The organism is Rathayibacter sp. VKM Ac-2928 (assembly GCF_022815545.1).
Taxonomy (GTDB): domain Bacteria; phylum Actinomycetota; class Actinomycetes; order Actinomycetales; family Microbacteriaceae; genus Rathayibacter; species Rathayibacter festucae.
In genome coordinates this window covers 516,030-531,034 of record NZ_JALGRU010000003.1, presented here as the reverse complement: position 1 = coordinate 531,034, position 15,005 = coordinate 516,030, and the positions used below count along the sequence as shown (strand labels likewise).

Sequence of the window (15,005 nt, the reverse complement as noted above, 5' to 3'; positions counted from 1 at the left end):
GCGTCGCAGGGCGGAGTCGGAAGAGCGAGCGGCTGCTCCTTCACCGACGATGAAGTGGTGACTTCCCGGTTAGGCTCGCGCCCATGGATCCCGCCCGCCTCCGCCTGTTGCGCGAACTCGGCGATCGGGGGAGCGTGGCCGCCGTCGCCGCCGCGCTCGGGGTGAGCCCCTCCGCGGTCTCGCAGCAGCTCGCCGCGCTGCAGGCGGGCGTCCCGGTGCCGCTGACGGTGAAGGAGGGGCGGCGGCTCGTGCTCACCGAGGCCGGCGAGGCGCTCGCGGTCGCGGGGACGCGGGTGGAGGCGGCGCTCGCCGAGGCGGAGGACACGATCGGCTCGTTCCTCCGGCACGACGATCGTGCGGTGCGGCTGTCGGCGTTCCACAGCGCGGGGCTCGCCTTCTTCGGCCCGCTGCTCGCGGCGCTCGCCGACGGCCCGCGGGTGGCGCTCGCCGATGCGGACGTCGCGCAGAGCCGCTTCGCCGGGCTCACCGCCGACCACGACCTCGTCGTCGCGCACCGGCTGCCGCAGGATCCGGAGTGGCCGCGGGCCCGGCTGGTCGTCACCCCGCTCCTCGTCGAGCCGCTCGACATCGCGCTGCCGGCCGCGCATCCGCTCGCCGCGCAGTCGAGCATCCGGCCCGAGCAGCTCGCCGACGAGCAGTGGGTCTCGACGCACGAGGGCTTCCCCCTCACGGGCGTGCTCGAGCACCTCGGCGCGCTGATCGGCCGCGCGCCGCGGGTCGCGCACCGGATCAATGAGTTCTCCGTCGCCGCGCAGGTCGTCCGCTCCGGCGCCGCGATCGCGATCCTGCCCCGGATCACCGCGGCGCCGCTCGCCGTCGACGGCATGGTCCTCCGCCCGCTCGAGGGCGCCGGACTCGTCCGCCACGTCGACGTCCTGGCTCGCCCGGACGCGCTGGCGCGCACCGCGGTCCGCACCGTGCTGGCGGCGCTGCGCCGCGTCGCCGCCGGCTGACGAAGCCACCTCCGGCGCCGGCGGATCTCGATACGCCCGCTCCGCGGGCTACTCGATCAGGATGAAGGGGCTGCCCGTCGTGCAGGCTGCTCGATCAGCATGGCCGGGCTGCCCTTGCATGCTGGTCGAGTAGCCCCGCAGGGGCGTATCGAGACCCGCCGTGGCCAGCAGGGCTGGTCGGCGGACGCTGGTCTCAGCGAGGGTGATACGCCCTGTGCGGGCTACTCGGTCAGCAGAGAGGCGCTCGAACGGTGGGGAGCGCTCGGGCGCTGCAGAACATCAGCTGAGAAGGGGTGGCCTCCGCTGTCAGGGGAGGGACCCTGCTGTCAGCTGATGTTGTGCGCACCCCCTGCTGGTCGAGGAGCCCCGGAGGGGCGTATCGAGACCCGGCGTCGTCAGCGGGGTGGTCTGCAGGCTGCTCGTCTGGAGCTGGGGGATCTCGATACGCCCGCTTCGCGGGCTACTCGATCAGCATGAGAGAGAGAGGGCGGCTCTCCTCTCAAGGGTCCTCCGCGGGAAGTGGAGGATTAGCCGGTGAACGGCGTCGAATACTCCATGATGCGTGGAGAGGGCGGCCGGGATGCGAGGCTGGAAACCTGACTGCAACACGGTTTGTCCGTGCATCGGGGAGTCGGGGCCGTCGCGGCGCGGAAATCCTCCGTGCGACGACGCGGTGGAGTGCCCGGCTGCGGTCGACTGGGTCAGCGCCGCCCCCTCGGCGCGTGCCTTCCCCCGGGTCCGCCCCATCGGGTCCGCCCCCCCCCAGCCCTCGACGCCCCTTGGAGCCCGCATGCCCCGCACCGCCCCGTCCCGGTCCCGCCTCCGCTCCGTGCTCGGCGTCCTCGCCGTCGCCGTGGTGGCCGGCACCACGCTCGCCGCCTGCTCCAACGGCTCCGACGCCGCCGAGTCCGGCGACGCCGGCTCGTTCGGCGAGGCCACGATGCAGCTCTCCTGGGTCCCCCACGTCGAGTTCGCGGGCGAGTACCTCGCCGACGCGAACGGCTACTTCGCCGACGCGGGCTTCGACTCCGTCACCCTCACCCCCGGCGGCACCGGCGCGACCGGCGCCGAGACCGCCATCGCGAGCGGCTCCGCCTTCGCCGGCGTCTCCTCGCCGCTGATCACCGGCCCCGCGATCTCCGAGGGCGCCGAGATGAAGATCGTCGGCGCGACCTACCAGAAGAACCCCTTCGCGATCGTCTCGCTGACCGACGCCCCGATCGAGACCCCCGAGGACATGGTCGGCAAGACCATCGGCGTCAGCGACAGCAACGACCTCGTCTGGCGCGCCTTCCTCGCCGCGAACGAGATCGACGAGGACGACGTCACCCGCGTGCCGCTCACCGACTCCACGCTGCTCACCACCGGCCAGGTCGACGGCTACATCGGCTACGCGACCGCCGGTGCGAACACGCTCAACCAGCGCGGCTTCTCGGCGCAGCAGTTCCTGCTCGCGGACACCGGCCTGCCGATGGTCGGCGAGACCATCGTCGTGGCGCAGGAGAGCATCGACGACGACCGCGAGAAGGTCAAGGCGCTGCTCTACGCGGTCGCCCGCGGCTGGCAGGACGCCGTCGCCGACCCGGACGCGACCGCCGCGACCGTCGTCGCCGACTACGCCGCCGACCAGAACTACAAGGTCGAGGAGCAGGCGCAGGTCATGGTCACCCAGACCGAGCTGATCAGCACCCCCGACACCGACGCGAACGGCCTGCTCACCATCACGCCGCAGCTGCAGGACGAGTCGGTCGCCTCGCTCGCCCTCACCGGCATCGAGCTCGACGCCGACGAGCTCTTCGACACCACGCTGATCGACGAGGTCTACGAGGAGCACCCGGAGCTGCTCGAGGGCTGACCCTCGACCCGGCCGGGCCCTGCGGAGGACCCGGCCACGACCACCACGGACCGCGCGGAGAGGACGAGCAGTTGACCGAGCAAGCGACGACCATCCAGGACGAGGGCATCCGCCTGTCGGGCCTGAGCAAGCGCTTCGACCTGGGCAGCCGCTCGGTGCAGGCCCTCGCCGAGGTCGACCTCGTCACTCCGCGCGGCTCTTTCCTCTCGCTGCTCGGCCCCTCCGGCTGCGGCAAGTCGACGATCCTGCGGATGCTGGCCGGGCTGGAGAAGCCGACCACCGGCTCCGTCTCGATCCACGGCACGCCCGTGCTCGGCACCAAGCGCTCGGCCGAGCTCGGCATCGCCTTCCAGGACTCGGCGCTGCTGCCCTGGCGCTCGGTGCGCTCGAACGTCCGGCTGCCGCTGGAGCTGACCCGGCAGGCGGCGAAGCGCGACAGCATCCCGGACCTGCTCGACCTCGTCGGGCTGACCGGGTTCGAGGACGCCTACCCCTCGCAGCTCTCCGGCGGCATGCGGCAGCGCGCCTCGATCGCCCGCGCGCTGGTCGTCCAGCCCGATCTGCTGCTGCTCGACGAGCCGTTCGGCGCCCTGGACGACATGACCCGGCAGCGGCTCAACCTGGAGCTGCAGCGGATCTGGACCGCGCGCCCCGCGACCACGCTGATGGTCACCCACGGCATCGCCGAGGCGATCCTGCTCTCGGACACGGTCGCCGTGATGTCGCCGCGGCCCGGCCGGATCGTCGAGGTGATCGACATCGACCTGCCGCGCCCGCGCACGGTCGAGATGCTGCGCAGCCCCGAGTTCCACGCGATCGAGGACCGCATCACCGACATCCTCTTCTCGCAGCACGGCGTCGCAATGGAGGACGAGGCGTGACGCCCTGGATCCGCACCAACTGGCGCGTCTTCGCCGGGCTCGCCGTCTTCGTGGCGGTCTGGTGGATCCTCGCCGACACCGTCTACCGCGAGAGCCGCGCCGTGCCGAGCCCCGGCGCGATCATCGCAGCGTTCGTCCGCGACGGGCCGCTCTTCTACCTCCGCAACGTCGGCGACACCGTGCTCGCCGCCGGCCAGGGCTACCTCTGGGGCAATCTCGCGGCCCTGGCGCTGGCCGCCGTCGCGCTGCTGCTCCCGTGGACCCACCGCGTGATCGAGCAGATCGGCGTGATCAGCCACTGCCTGCCGCTGACCGCGGTCGGCCCGGTCATCCTGGTGATCTTCGGCGGCCGCACCACCTCGATCTTCCTCGCGGCGCTGCTCGTCTTCTTCACCACGCTGATCGGCGCGCTGCTCGGCGTCCGCTCGGCCCCGCGCACCGCGCTCGACCTCGTCTCCGCCTACCGCGGCGGACGCTGGGCGAAGATCGTCAAGGTGCAGGCCATCGCGGCCGTGCCCGCGACGATCACCGCGCTGCAGGTCGGCGTGCCGGCGGCCATCCTCGGCGCCGTGCTCGGGGAGTACCTCGGCGGAGTGACCACCGGCCTCGGCGTCGCCCTCGCGGTCGCGCAGCGCCAGATGGACGTCGAGCGGGCCTGGGCCTTCGCCGTCACCAGCGGACTCGTCACGATCATCGGCTACGCGCTGATCGCCGCGCTCGGCCGCTGGCTGATGCCGCTGGTCGTCGGTCGCCCGCGCGCGAACCGCCGCCGCGCCCGCGTCGAGGTCGCCCGCAGCACGGGAGGCGTCGTATGAGCACCGCCACCCGCACCCCGTCCTCCTCGTCGCGCGCCGCCCGCCGGCCGAGCGACCTCACCGGCCGGATGGTGCTGCGCATCGTCCGCGGCGAGCTCGTGCCGCTCGCCGTCGCCGCGGTCCTCGCGCTCGCGTTCTGGTACGCCTTCCTCGCGATCACCGACATCTCGCCGCTGCTGGGCAAGACGCCGACCGACGTGGCCGAGTACCTCTTCGTCGAGGCCGACGCCGCGGAGAACCGCGCGATCGTCTTCGGCAACCTCGGCGTGACGGCCGTCGACGCGTTCGTCGGCTACGTCGCGGGCCTGCTGGTCGCCCTCGCGATCGCGGTGCTGTTCGTGCTGATCCGCTCGCTCGAGGCGACGGTGATGCCGATCGCGATGCTGCTGAAGTCGATGCCGCTGATCGTGGTGACGCCGCTGGTGACCCTGGCGATCGGCAACGGGATCGGCGCCGTCGCCACCGTCGGCGCGATCGCGGTGTTCTTCCCCGCGCTGGTCACGGTCGGCTTCGGCCTCCGCTCGCTCTCGCGCGAGTCCTTCGAGCTGGTCTCGGTCTACGGCGGCTCGCCGCTGGACGTGCTGCTCAAGGTGGCGCTGCCGACCGCGGTGCCGGCGATCTTCGCGGCCGCCAAGGTCGCGGTGCCCTCCGCGCTGAGCGGCGCGATGCTGGCCGAGTGGCTGGCGACGGGGCAGGGGCTCGGCGGTGCGGTGCAGCGCGCCTCCGCCGGGTTCCGCTACGACGAGCTGTGGGCGTCGCTCGCGGTGATCACGGCACTGGGAGTCGTCGCCTACGCGGTCGTCGCGATCGGCGAGAGACTGGCAGCCGTCCGCTTCGGCGGACAGAACTGAGGACGGACATGAGCACCACCACGAGCATCACCGGCGCCGTCTGGGACGGCACCCGCGCCCTCGGCACGGCGACCCTGGCCTGGAGCGGCGACGCGATCGCCTCCGTCGAGACGGCCGACGGCCCGATCGGCGAGCGCGGTTCGGGGGAGCTCTCGATCATCCCCGGCCTCGTCGACACCCACGTGCACCTCGGCGCCTACTCCGGCGCGGGCACGGCCGACTTCGCCTCCTGGCCGCTGGTCACCCCGCGCGAGGAGCGCGTCTTCCACATCGCGAACAACGCGCGGAAGGCCGCGCGGGCGGGCGTCACCACGCTGCGCGACCTCGGCGCCGACGAGCTGCAGATGACCGTGGCGCGGATGTTCGAGCAGGGCATCGCGGAGGGACCGCGGATCGTCACGCACGGCGCGGTCGGCATGACCGCCGGCCACGGCGACCTCTTCGTGCCGCCGCACTACCCGCACCGCGACCGCGTCGCCGACAGCCCCGACGAGTGCCGCCGCCTGGTGCGCACCTGGGCGCGGGCCGGCGCCGACGGCATCAAGATCTACACCAGCGGCGGCGTGCTCTCGATGGGCGACAAGGTCGGCTGGCGGAACCAGACCGACGAGGAGATCGCCGCCACCATCGACGAGGCGCACGCGCTCGGGATGCCCGTCGCGGCGCACACCCACTCGGAGGTCGGCCTGGACCGGGCGCTCGCGCTCGGCGTCGACTCGATCGAGCACGGCACCGCGATCGGCCCGCAGCACTGGGCCACGCTCGTCGAGCGGAACCTGCCCGTCGCGCCGACCCTCTTCATCAACGACGTGATCGCGGCCGGCCGGGCGCCGTCGTCTCCCGAGGCGTCGCTCAAGGCCCAGGACGTGGTCGCCGTGCGCGACGCGGGCTTCCTCGCCGCTGGCCAGGCGGGCGTCCGCTTCGTGCTCGGCACCGACGCGAACGGCGTCTACGTGGACTGGGGCGAGCAGCTCGACGAGGTGCGGCGGATGCGCGAGTCGTTCGGCTGGAGCTCCGAGCGCGCCCTGATCTCCGCGACCTCGGACGCCGCGGCCGTCGTCGGACTCGGCGCGAAGGTCGGCCGTCTCGCGCCCGGTTTCGGTGCGGACTTCGTCGTGCTGCGCGGCCGCCCGTGGGAGAGCATCGACGACCTGCGCGCCGAGAACATCGTCGCCGTCGTCTCGCGCGGCCGCGTCGTCTCGGGGGAGCTGCCGCGATGACCGCCACCGCGACCCGCCGCTTCGTGACCGCGGAGGCGCTCGGCGCTCCCCGCGGCGCGTACAGCCACGCCGTCGAGGCGCACGGCGTCGTCTACGGCTCGGCGATCGGGCCGTTCGCGCCCGGCGACGGCTCGGTGCCGGAGGGCACGGTCCCGGAGGGGATCACCGCGCAGACCGCCGCGGCCCTCGACAACATCGAGCGGCTGCTCGCCACGGAGTTCGGCCTGGGCCTCGGCGACGTGGTGCGCGTCACGATGATCCTCAGCGACTTCGAGCGCGACTTCGCCGCCGCGTCCGAGGTCTACGGAGCGCGGTTCGCCGTCGATCCGCCGGCCCGCACCGTGATCGGCGCGGTGCTGCCGGGACCGCTCGTGGCGCTGGACTTCATCGCGGCGCGTCGCTGATCCTGCTCTCCGCTCCCCACCGCCCGCACCACCGCCGGCACCGACGAAAGGCTCCCGTGACCTCCGACTCCTTCCTCCTCGGTCTGCCCAAGGTCGAGCTGCACGTGCACCTGGAGGGGACGCTCGAGCCCGAGCTGCGCGCGCAGCTGGCCGAGCGCAACGGCCTCCCCGTGCCCGAGGCGCTCGCCTACGACTTCGACTCGCTCGCCTCGTTCCTCGCCGTCTACTACCCGGCGATGGACGTGCTGCGCGAGGAGCAGGACTTCTACGACCTCGCGACGGCGTACTTCCGCCGGGCCGCGGCGGACGGGGTGGTCCGCGTCGAGGCGTTCTTCGATCCGCAGGCGCACACCTCGCGCGGAGTGCCGTTCGAGGCGGTGATCGGCGGCTACCACCGCGCCGCGCAGGACGCCGCGCAGCTGGGCGTGGACGCCGCGCTGATCCTCTGCTTCCTCCGCGACCTGTCGGCCGAGAGCGCGGCGGAGACGCTCGAGCGCGCGCTGCCGTTCGCCGACCGGCTGATCGGCGTGGGCCTGGACTCGGACGAGCGCGGCAACCCGCCGGCGAAGTTCCGCGAGGTGTTCGCGCGGGCCCGCGAGGCCGGGCTGAAGCTGACGATGCACTGCGACGTCGACCAGCCGAACGGCGTCGAGCACCTGCGCCAGGTGCTCGAGGAGATCGGCGTGGACCGGATCGACCACGGCACGAACATCGTCGAGGCGCCCGAGCTGATCGACGTCCTGGTCGAGCGCGGCCTCGCGCTGACCTGCTGCCCGCTCTCGAACTCCTTCGTCTCGAGCGACTCGAAGGCGCCCGAGATGCGCGCGCTGCTCGAGCGCGGCGTGTGGGTGACGGTCAACTCCGACGACCCGGCCTACTTCGGCGGCTACATCGCCGACAACTACGCGGCGCTCGCCGACGCGGGCTTCACCCGCGACGAGCTGGTGCAGCTGGCGCGCAACTCGGTACAGGGGTCCTGGGCGTCCGAGGCTGTGAAGGCGGAGCTGCTCGCCCGGGTCGACGCGTACGCGGGCTGACCCGCGGGCGGAGCCGTGCGAGTGGGCCCGGGCCGGGGCCTGACCCGGTCGCAGCGCCTCGTTCGGGTCCGGTCGCGCGCTCGCAGCTCTTCGAGTGGACGCGGACCGGGGTCTGCGGCGGTAGCGGAGCCCGTTGCGCGTCCATTCGCGCCTGGCGCGTGCTCCGTCCGCTCAGTGCTGGTGCTCGTCCTCCCAGTGGGGGAACGGGTCGGCGAGGGTGCGCCAGAGGTCCGGGCCGGCGAGGAGCTCGCGGGGCGTGAGCAGGCAGCCGTGCAGGACGCGGGTGAGCTCGTCGACGTCGAGGTCGCGGCCGAGGAAGACGAGCTCCTGGCCGACGGGTGCGTCGGTGCTCCAGCTGCGGATCGCCGTGGGGTCGAGGCTCAGGACGTCGCCGGCAATGGACCAGCTCGCGACCCGATCGGCGCGGCTGGCGAGGCGGACCAGGCCGCGCGAGCGGAGGATCCGGCCGACGCGGTGCGCGACGAAGTCCGCGGCGACCGCTGCATTCAGGCGGCCGGGGTGGAACGGCAGGGGATCCCGGAAGACGAACGTGGTCACCGATCCCGCGCCGGTCGGGATTCCGCGGAGGGCCCGCTGCCAGCCGAGGTCCGAGGCGAGGCGGTGCGCGCGCTGCGGGACGAGGACGGCGCGGCGCTGCCGGTAGCGCTCGAGGTCGCGCTCGGTGAGGATCTCCGCCCCGGGCGAGAGCACCCGCAGCAGGTCGACGGCGGGCGAGGCTCCCGCGCCGTCGCCGTCGGTCAGGACGATCAGGCCGGCGAACTCGAGGCGCGCCGCGAGCCGCTCGGCGCGGTCCCATTGCGGCGGCTCCTGCTCCCACCCCTGCTCCGCGGCCTCGCCGAGCAGCACCCGGGTCACCTCGTCGACCGAGGTGACGGCGACGACGTCGAGGACGCCGATCCGGGTGTCGCCGGGGTGCCGCCGGACGCAGAGGTGCTCGAGGACGAGGGCGACCTCCATCGGGTCGGCGACCGGATCGAGCGAGATCACGGTGATGCCGCTCTCGCCGTCGTCCGCCTGGCGGGCCAGCTCGGCGGCCAGCTCCGCCGCGAACTCCGCGCTGTCCGAGTCCGGGAGGTCGACGGCGAAGCTCTCGATGGCCGTGATGCCGCCGGAGAGCTGCCGCGCGATCCGGGCGCTCTCGTCCGCGTCGGTCGCGCTCACCAGCGTGACGGCGAGGACGGGTGGTCGGGGGAGTGGGCTCGGAGTCTCCATGACGAGCTACTCTAAACGATAATCGTTATCAACTAGAAGGAGCAGTCGTGAAGGTCCGCAACTCGCTGAAGTCCATGAAGTCGATGCCGGGGTCGCAGGTGGTGCGCCGCCGCGGCCGGGTCTTCGTCATCAACAAGCTCAACCCGCGGTTCAAGGCGCGCCAGGGCTGAGGCACTGGCTGCCCTCGGGTGTGCCGACCGCGGTCAGCCCTCGAGGGCGTGCCGGACCGCGTCGTCGACGATGTGGCTGACGTGGGTGTCGGCGACGGAGTAGTGCGCCTCGCGCCCGATCCGCTCGACGGCGACCAGGCCGGCCGCGCGGAGGGTGCGCAGGTGCTGCGAGACGAGTGGCTGCGAGAGCCCGGTGGTCTCCGCGAGGTGCCCGACGGTCGACCGCTCGCTCGCCAGGGCGCGGAGCAGGCGCAGCCGTGAGGAGGAGGAGAGCACCTTGAAGAGCTCGGCCGCGGGCTCGAGATCCTCGGTCATCGGCACCTCCAGGTCATCTGCTCATCCAAGCAGACGTGCATGCATCGCGCGGCCTGCCGGCCGAGCAGCCCCGGTGCGGCGTCCTCCATGGTGGTCGAGCAGCCCCGGTGGGGCGTCCTCCATGGTGGTCGAGTAGCCCCGGAGGGGCGTATCGAGACCCGCCGTCCCCGAAGCCGCCTCAGCGGGCGAGGAAGGCCTCGCCCCGCAGGCGACCGTCGGCCAGTTGCACGACGCGGTCGGCGAGCGCTATCACCGCCGGGTCGTGCGAGACGCAGACGACCGCGACGCCGCGCTCCGCCTCGGCGCGCAGGATCTCCCGGATGCGCTCGGCGCTCGCCGCATCGAGTCCGGTCGTGGGTTCGTCCAGGAGGAGCAGGTCGGCGCCGCGCGCCAGTCCCTGCGCGAGCAGTGTCCGCTGCCGCTGCCCGCCGGACAGCACGGCGAACGGCTCGGCCGCGAGCGCGGAGATCTCGAGGCGGTCCATCGCGGCGGCGACCACCGCGCGCAGGTCCGGTCCGACCCGGCGCCAGCGGCCGGTGCGCCCCCAGACGCCGACCGTCACGACGTCGCGGACGGTGACGGGGAGGCGGTCCGAGACGGCGGTGCGCTGCGGGACGAAGGCGATCGCGGACGAGACCGTGCGCACTCCCCGGGAGGGCCGCCGGGTGCCGGCGATCACCTCGAGCAGCGTCGACTTGCCCGCGCCGTTCGGCCCCGCGACGACGGTCAGCGTGCCCTCCGGCACGTCGAGATCGACGCCGTCCAGCGCGGTCCGCTCGCCGAAGTCGACGCCGACCCCGCGGAGGCCGACGCGGGCGGAGGGCTGCTGGCTGCTGGACACGGCCCCGAGCGTAGCAGTTTGATAATCGTTCTCATTATCCGTTACGGTCGGGCACCATGCCTGCCCTCCTCTCCGGGATCCTCGAGCCGTTCGCGCTCGACTTCCTCCAGCGCGCCCTCGTCGGCGGCGCACTCGTCGCCGTCCTGTGCGGAGTCGTCGGGACCTGGGTCGTGATCCGCGGCATGGCGTTCCTCGGCGAGGCGCTCGCCCACGGGATGCTCCCCGGCGTCGCGCTGGCGACCGTGCTCGGCGCGCCCGTGCTGGTCGGCGGGGCGGCGAGCGCCGTCGCGATGAGCCTCGGCATCGCCGCGCTGCAGCGTCGGGGCCGCCTGTCCTACGACACGAGCATCGGCATGCTCTTCGTCTCGATGCTCGCGCTCGGCGTGATCATCATCAGCCACTCCGGCAGCTTCGCGACCGACGCGACCTCGATCCTGTTCGGCGACATCCTCGCCATCGCCCCGGTCGATCTCGTGCTGCTGGCCGTCGCTGCCGGAGTCGGGCTCGCGGTGGCGGTAGTGTTCCACCGGTCGCTGGTGGCGCTCGCGCTCGACCACCGGATCGCCGCGGTGCTCGGGCTCGGGCCGCGCTCGGCGCAGGCCGCGCTGGTCGGGCTGGTGACCCTCGCGGTCGTCGCCTCGTACCAGGCCGTCGGCTCGCTCCTGGTCGTCGGGCTGCTCCTCGCGCCCGCCGTCGCCGCGGGCCACTGGACGACGCGGATCCCGACTCGGATGGCGCTCGCCGCCGTGCTCGGCGTGCTCTCCGTGCTCGTCGGGCTGCTCGTCTCCTGGTACGCGGCGACCGCCGCGGGTGCCTCCGTCGCCGCCACAGCCCTCGCCGTCTCCGGATTGTCCTGGGCGCTGCGGGCGGCCACCGCGTCACGTCGTCCGCGCCGGGTCTTCGCCGCCGTCCCCGCCTGACCGTCCCCCTTCGAAAGGATCCCGTGCTCTCCCGCTCCACCCGCTCCCTCCGCACCGCCCCGGCGCTCCTCCTGGGCGCCCTCGCTCTCGGCCTCGCGGCCTGCTCCGCCGACCCCGTCGCACCCGCCGCCGACGACGCGACCGGCGAGGGCCACGGCGCGATCTCCGGAGCCGCGGAGCTCGCCGAGCCCGCCCTCGGAGTCACCTGGATCGACCCGGCCGGCGCCGTCTCGCACCTCGACCTCCTCGACGAGAGCGTCGTCGAGCTCGGCACGATCGGCGCGCCCTCGGCGCTGACGACCGACGGCCGCTACCTCTTCGCGCAGACCGCCGCCGGCGTCGAGATCGTCGACAGCGGCGCCTGGACCTGGGACCACGTCGACCACTTCCACTACTACCGCGCCGAGCCGAGGCTGCTCGGCACCGTCGCGGGCGAGGGGGAGGCGGTCGTCGCCACCACGAACCTGTCGACGTCCGGCGGCACCGGGCTGTACTTCCCCGACTCGGGCGAGGCCGTGCTCCTCGACACCGAGGCGCTGTCGAAGGGCGAGATCACCGAGTCGTTCCGCCTCGACGGCGAGCCGGGGCCCGGGATGGTCGTCCCGGTCGGCTCGTTCGCGCTCGTCACCGAGGGCGCGGGGGAGTCGGCCTCGGTCGCCGGCTACACGGCCGACGGCGAGCGAACGGGCCTGGTCGAGGAGTGCCCGCAGCCTGCGGGGACGATCACCACCCGCGTCGGTGCGGTGATCGGCTGCGCGGACGGCGCGCTGCTCGCGACCGTCGACGGCGAGGAGCTGACCGTCGAGCGGATCACCTACCCGGCCGACGCCACCGCGCCCGCCGCGACGAGCTTCGCGAACCGCGAGGGCCGGCCGACCGTCGCCGGGCTCGCCGGCGGCACCGGGATCTGGCTGCTCGACACCCGCGCCCGCTCCTGGTCGCTGCTCCCCACTCCCGCGCCCCTCGCGCAGGTGACCGCCGTCGACGACGAGGACGACCACCTGCTCGCGCTCGCGCAGGACGGCCGGGTGCTCGTGCTCGACGGCGCGGACGGCGCGCTGCTCGCCCAGACCGAGCCGCTCGCGGCCGAGTCGCTCGCCGCCGGCCTCGCCCCGACCCTCGTCGCCGACCAGCAGCGCGCCTACCTCAGCGCACCTGCCGAGCGGCGGGTGCACGAGATCGACTACGCCGACGACGCCCGCCTCGCGCGCAGCTTCGAGACGGCGACCGAGCCGGCGTTCACCGCTGAGACGGGGCGCTGAGCATGGGACGCCCCCGCCACCTCCGACGCCGCGCGCCTCTCGCGGCGGCTGCCGTCGCGCTGCTCGCGCTCACCGGCTGCTCCGCCGCCGCGGACGACCGCCCGCTGGTGATCGTCTCGACCAACATCCTCGGCGACGTCGTCGAGCGGCTGGTCGGCGACGAGGTCGAGGTCGTGACGCTGATGAAGCCGAACGCCGACCCGCACTCCTTCGAGATCTCCGCGCAGGAGGCCGCGCGACTCCGCTCGGCCGACCTGGTCGTCTCCAACGGCCTGGGCCTCGAGGAGGGGCTGCAGCAGCACCTCGACGCGGCCGCCGCCGAGGACGTGCCGGCCTTCGTCGCCGGCGACGCGATCGAGGTGCTCGACTACCGCGAGGGCGACGCCGAGGGCAGCCCCGACTCGCACTTCTGGACCGACCCGGCCCGCATGATCGCCGTCGTCGACGCGCTCGCGCCGGTGCTGGCGGACCTCGACGGCGCGGACCCCGCGGCCCTGGAGCGGAGCGCCGCCGAGTACCGCGCCGAGCTCGAGGCGCTCGACGCCGAGATGACGGCCGCCTTCGCCGCGATCCCGGAGGAGCGCCGCGCCCTCGTCACCAATCACCACGTCTTCGGCTACCTCGCCGACCGCTTCGACTTCGACGTCGTCGGCGCGGTGATCCCCGGCGGCACGACCCTCGCGGCGCCGTCCGCCTCCGACCTCGCCGACCTCGTCGAGGCGGTCGAGGAGACCGGCGTCCCCACGATCTTCGCGGAGTCCTCGTCTCCCGACCGCCTGGTCCAGGCGTTCGCGAGCGAGGCCGACATCCGCGTCGAGGTGGTCGAGCTGTTCACGGAGTCCCTCACGGGGCCCGAGGGCGGCGCCCCCGACTACCTCAGCATGATGCGCGTGAACACGCAGCGCATCGCCACCGGGCTCTCACCGTGAGCGCCCACGACCAGCACCAGGAGAACCACATCCCCATGCGCACCAGCCCCTTCCGCCGAGCGCCGCTCCGGCGAGCACCTCTCCGCCGAGCGGGCCTCGGCCTCCTCGCCCTCGGCACGATCGCGACCCTCGCGGCCTGCTCCTCGAGCGGCGCCCCCGCGGCCGATCCGTCCGCCGCCGCCACCCCGGCCGCAGCCGGCACCCGGCTCGCCGTCGCCTACGAGGGCGGCATCCTCGTCCTGGACGGCGAGACCCTCGAGACCGTGGCCGACCTGGACTCCGAGGAGTTCACCCGCCTGAACCCGGCGGGCGACGGCCGGCACGTCATGGTCACGATGAGCGTGGGCTTCCAGCTCCTCGACACCGCCGCCGGCACCGACGGCGAGCCCGAGCTCACCGACATCGTCTTCCCCGCGGACACCCCCGGGCACGTCGTCCGCCACGGCGGGAAGACGATCCTCTACGCCGACGGCACCAGCGACACGACGGTCGTCGAGACCGCGGACCTGGCCGACGCCGAGGGCGTGCCCGAGGTCGAGACCATCCCGGGCGTCGAGGCGCACCACGGGGTGTCGATCGTCCTCGAGGACGGCACCTTCCTCACCACCGTCGGGAACGCCGACGGCCGCACCGGCATCGAGGTGCGCGACGCCGCCGGCGCGGTGGTCGCCACGAACGACCAGTGCCCGGGTGTGCACGGCGAGGGCACGGCCGAGAACGAGGTCGTGGTCTTCGGCTGCGAGAACGGCGCCCTCGTCTACGACGGCGGCGAGATCACCAAGCTCGAGGCGCCCGACCAGCCCTACGGCCGGATGGGCAACGCCTGGGTCAGCGAGACCAGCCCGATCGTCGTCGGCGACTACAAGGACGACCAGGACGCCGAGGGCTACCTCCTGCACCGCCTCGCGCTGATCGACACCGAGGCGAAGACCCTCGACGTCGTCGACCTGCCCGAGGGTGTCGAGTACACCTTCCGCGGCGTCGCGCGCGGCCCGGGCGACCTCGCCTACCTGATCGGCTCGGACGGAGCGGTCCAGGTGATCGAGCCGGAGACCGGGGAGATCACCGACTCGTACCCCGTCGTCGACGCCTGGGAGAGCCCCGTCGAGTGGCAGGACCCGCACCCTGCCATCACGGTCGCCGGTGACATCGCCTACGTCACCGACCCGGCCGCGAAGAGCGTCCACGCGCTCGATCTGACCACCGGGAAGGTGCTGTCCAGCGCCGAGCTGGAGGTCACGCCGAACGAGATCGCGGTCGCCGCGAGCTGACGGACGGACGACGGAGGGCGCGGGGCG

The 15,005-nt window shown here is 73.5% G+C and carries 16 protein-coding genes; 13 read left to right on the top strand and 3 right to left on the bottom strand.

Annotated features, from left to right (window positions below):
• Positions 1–83 precede the first annotated feature (83 nt).
• From MT350_RS13900 to add, 8 genes are all read left to right on the top strand, one after another.
• Positions 84–974 (top strand): LysR family transcriptional regulator, encoded by an 891-nt coding sequence (locus MT350_RS13900; protein WP_243600663.1) that lies wholly within the window; start codon positions 84–86, stop codon positions 972–974.
• 790 nt (positions 975–1,764) lie between these two features.
• The gene (locus MT350_RS13895) at positions 1,765–2,829 is read left to right on the top strand and encodes an ABC transporter substrate-binding protein (protein WP_132436735.1); all 1,065 of its coding nucleotides are present in this window, start codon (positions 1,765–1,767) and stop codon (positions 2,827–2,829) included.
• A gap of 71 nt (positions 2,830–2,900) precedes the next feature.
• Complete coding sequence (locus MT350_RS13890) at positions 2,901–3,710, top strand: ABC transporter ATP-binding protein (RefSeq protein ID WP_123446992.1); 810 nt, start codon at positions 2,901–2,903, stop codon at positions 3,708–3,710.
• On the top strand, positions 3,707–4,525 hold the full coding sequence (locus tag MT350_RS13885) for an ABC transporter permease (RefSeq protein ID WP_243600661.1): 819 nt from the start codon (positions 3,707–3,709) through the stop codon (positions 4,523–4,525). Before MT350_RS13890 ends, MT350_RS13885 begins: the two co-directional genes overlap by 4 nt.
• Positions 4,522–5,376 (top strand): ABC transporter permease, encoded by an 855-nt coding sequence (locus MT350_RS13880; RefSeq protein ID WP_243600660.1) that lies wholly within the window; start codon positions 4,522–4,524, stop codon positions 5,374–5,376. The genes MT350_RS13885 and MT350_RS13880 overlap by 4 nt, the downstream gene beginning before the upstream one ends.
• An 8-nt stretch (positions 5,377–5,384) precedes the next feature.
• On the top strand, positions 5,385–6,596 hold the full coding sequence (locus tag MT350_RS13875) for an amidohydrolase family protein (protein WP_243600659.1): 1,212 nt from the start codon (positions 5,385–5,387) through the stop codon (positions 6,594–6,596).
• Entirely contained in the window at positions 6,593–7,000 is a 408-nt protein-coding gene (locus tag MT350_RS13870) for a RidA family protein (protein ID WP_243600658.1), read from the top strand. The genes MT350_RS13875 and MT350_RS13870 overlap by 4 nt, the downstream gene beginning before the upstream one ends.
• A 56-nt stretch (positions 7,001–7,056) precedes the next feature.
• Positions 7,057–8,037, top strand: coding sequence for an adenosine deaminase (add, locus tag MT350_RS13865; protein ID WP_243616153.1), 981 nt, complete (start codon positions 7,057–7,059; stop codon positions 8,035–8,037).
• A gap of 171 nt (positions 8,038–8,208) precedes the next feature.
• On the opposite strand, the gene MT350_RS13860 is transcribed toward add, so the two are convergent.
• Positions 8,209–9,270: a GTP-binding protein gene (locus MT350_RS13860; protein ID WP_243616152.1), complete on the bottom strand. Its 1,062-nt coding sequence runs from the start codon at positions 9,268–9,270 to the stop codon at positions 8,209–8,211.
• Positions 9,271–9,317: 47 nt separating this feature from the next.
• On the opposite strand from MT350_RS13860, the gene ykgO reads away from it, so the two are divergent.
• Positions 9,318–9,440, top strand: a complete 123-nt coding sequence (ykgO, locus tag MT350_RS13855; protein ID WP_123446985.1) for a type B 50S ribosomal protein L36 — start codon at positions 9,318–9,320, stop codon at positions 9,438–9,440.
• A gap of 33 nt (positions 9,441–9,473) precedes the next feature.
• Here ykgO and MT350_RS13850 read toward each other — a convergent pair whose 3' ends face one another.
• Both MT350_RS13850 and aztA read right to left on the bottom strand, forming a co-directional pair.
• Positions 9,474–9,755 carry a helix-turn-helix transcriptional regulator gene (locus MT350_RS13850; protein WP_123446984.1) on the bottom strand — a complete coding sequence of 94 codons (282 nt, stop codon included), beginning with the start codon at positions 9,753–9,755 and terminating at the stop codon, positions 9,474–9,476.
• A 178-nt stretch (positions 9,756–9,933) separates the two neighbouring features.
• Positions 9,934–10,596 carry a zinc ABC transporter ATP-binding protein AztA gene (gene aztA, locus MT350_RS13845; RefSeq protein ID WP_243616151.1) on the bottom strand — a complete coding sequence of 221 codons (663 nt, stop codon included), beginning with the start codon at positions 10,594–10,596 and terminating at the stop codon, positions 9,934–9,936.
• Positions 10,597–10,652: 56 nt separating this feature from the next.
• On the opposite strand from aztA, the gene aztB reads away from it, so the two are divergent.
• Genes aztB through aztD form a run of 4 tightly spaced genes read left to right on the top strand, consistent with a single transcriptional unit; the run spans position 10,653 to position 14,978 of the window.
• A complete protein-coding gene (aztB, locus tag MT350_RS13840; protein WP_243616150.1) occupies positions 10,653–11,516 on the top strand; it encodes a zinc ABC transporter permease AztB in 864 nt (287 codons plus the stop codon).
• A 23-nt stretch (positions 11,517–11,539) separates the two neighbouring features.
• Positions 11,540–12,778: an ABC transporter gene (locus tag MT350_RS13830; protein ID WP_308197439.1), complete on the top strand. Its 1,239-nt coding sequence runs from the start codon at positions 11,540–11,542 to the stop codon at positions 12,776–12,778.
• A 2-nt stretch (positions 12,779–12,780) separates the two neighbouring features.
• Positions 12,781–13,707, top strand: coding sequence for a zinc ABC transporter substrate-binding protein AztC (gene aztC, locus MT350_RS13825; protein ID WP_243600653.1), 927 nt, complete (start codon positions 12,781–12,783; stop codon positions 13,705–13,707).
• A 35-nt stretch (positions 13,708–13,742) separates the two neighbouring features.
• Positions 13,743–14,978 carry a zinc metallochaperone AztD gene (gene aztD / locus MT350_RS13820; RefSeq protein WP_279396464.1) on the top strand — a complete coding sequence of 412 codons (1,236 nt, stop codon included), beginning with the start codon at positions 13,743–13,745 and terminating at the stop codon, positions 14,976–14,978.
• Positions 14,979–15,005: the final 27 nt, after the last annotated feature.

What these genes read in the sequence shown, in the direction of transcription:
- MT350_RS13900 (WP_243600663.1), top strand. Translation starts at nt 84, where the DNA reads ATGGATCCCGCCCGCCTCCGCCTGTTGCGCGAACTCGGCGATCGGGGG.
- aztD (WP_279396464.1), top strand. Translation starts at nt 13,743, where the DNA reads ATGCGCACCAGCCCCTTCCGCCGAGCGCCGCTCCGGCGAGCACCTCTC.
- MT350_RS13895 (WP_132436735.1), top strand. Translation starts at nt 1,765, where the DNA reads ATGCCCCGCACCGCCCCGTCCCGGTCCCGCCTCCGCTCCGTGCTCGGC.
- MT350_RS13850 (WP_123446984.1), bottom strand. Translation starts at nt 9,755, where the DNA reads ATGACCGAGGATCTCGAGCCCGCGGCCGAGCTCTTCAAGGTGCTCTCC.
- MT350_RS13860 (WP_243616152.1), bottom strand. Translation starts at nt 9,270, where the DNA reads ATGGAGACTCCGAGCCCACTCCCCCGACCACCCGTCCTCGCCGTCACG.
- MT350_RS13875 (WP_243600659.1), top strand. Translation starts at nt 5,385, where the DNA reads ATGAGCACCACCACGAGCATCACCGGCGCCGTCTGGGACGGCACCCGC.
- MT350_RS13870 (WP_243600658.1), top strand. Translation starts at nt 6,593, where the DNA reads ATGACCGCCACCGCGACCCGCCGCTTCGTGACCGCGGAGGCGCTCGGC.
- aztC (WP_243600653.1), top strand. Translation starts at nt 12,781, where the DNA reads ATGGGACGCCCCCGCCACCTCCGACGCCGCGCGCCTCTCGCGGCGGCT.
- aztB (WP_243616150.1), top strand. Translation starts at nt 10,653, where the DNA reads ATGCCTGCCCTCCTCTCCGGGATCCTCGAGCCGTTCGCGCTCGACTTC.
- MT350_RS13880 (WP_243600660.1), top strand. Translation starts at nt 4,522, where the DNA reads ATGAGCACCGCCACCCGCACCCCGTCCTCCTCGTCGCGCGCCGCCCGC.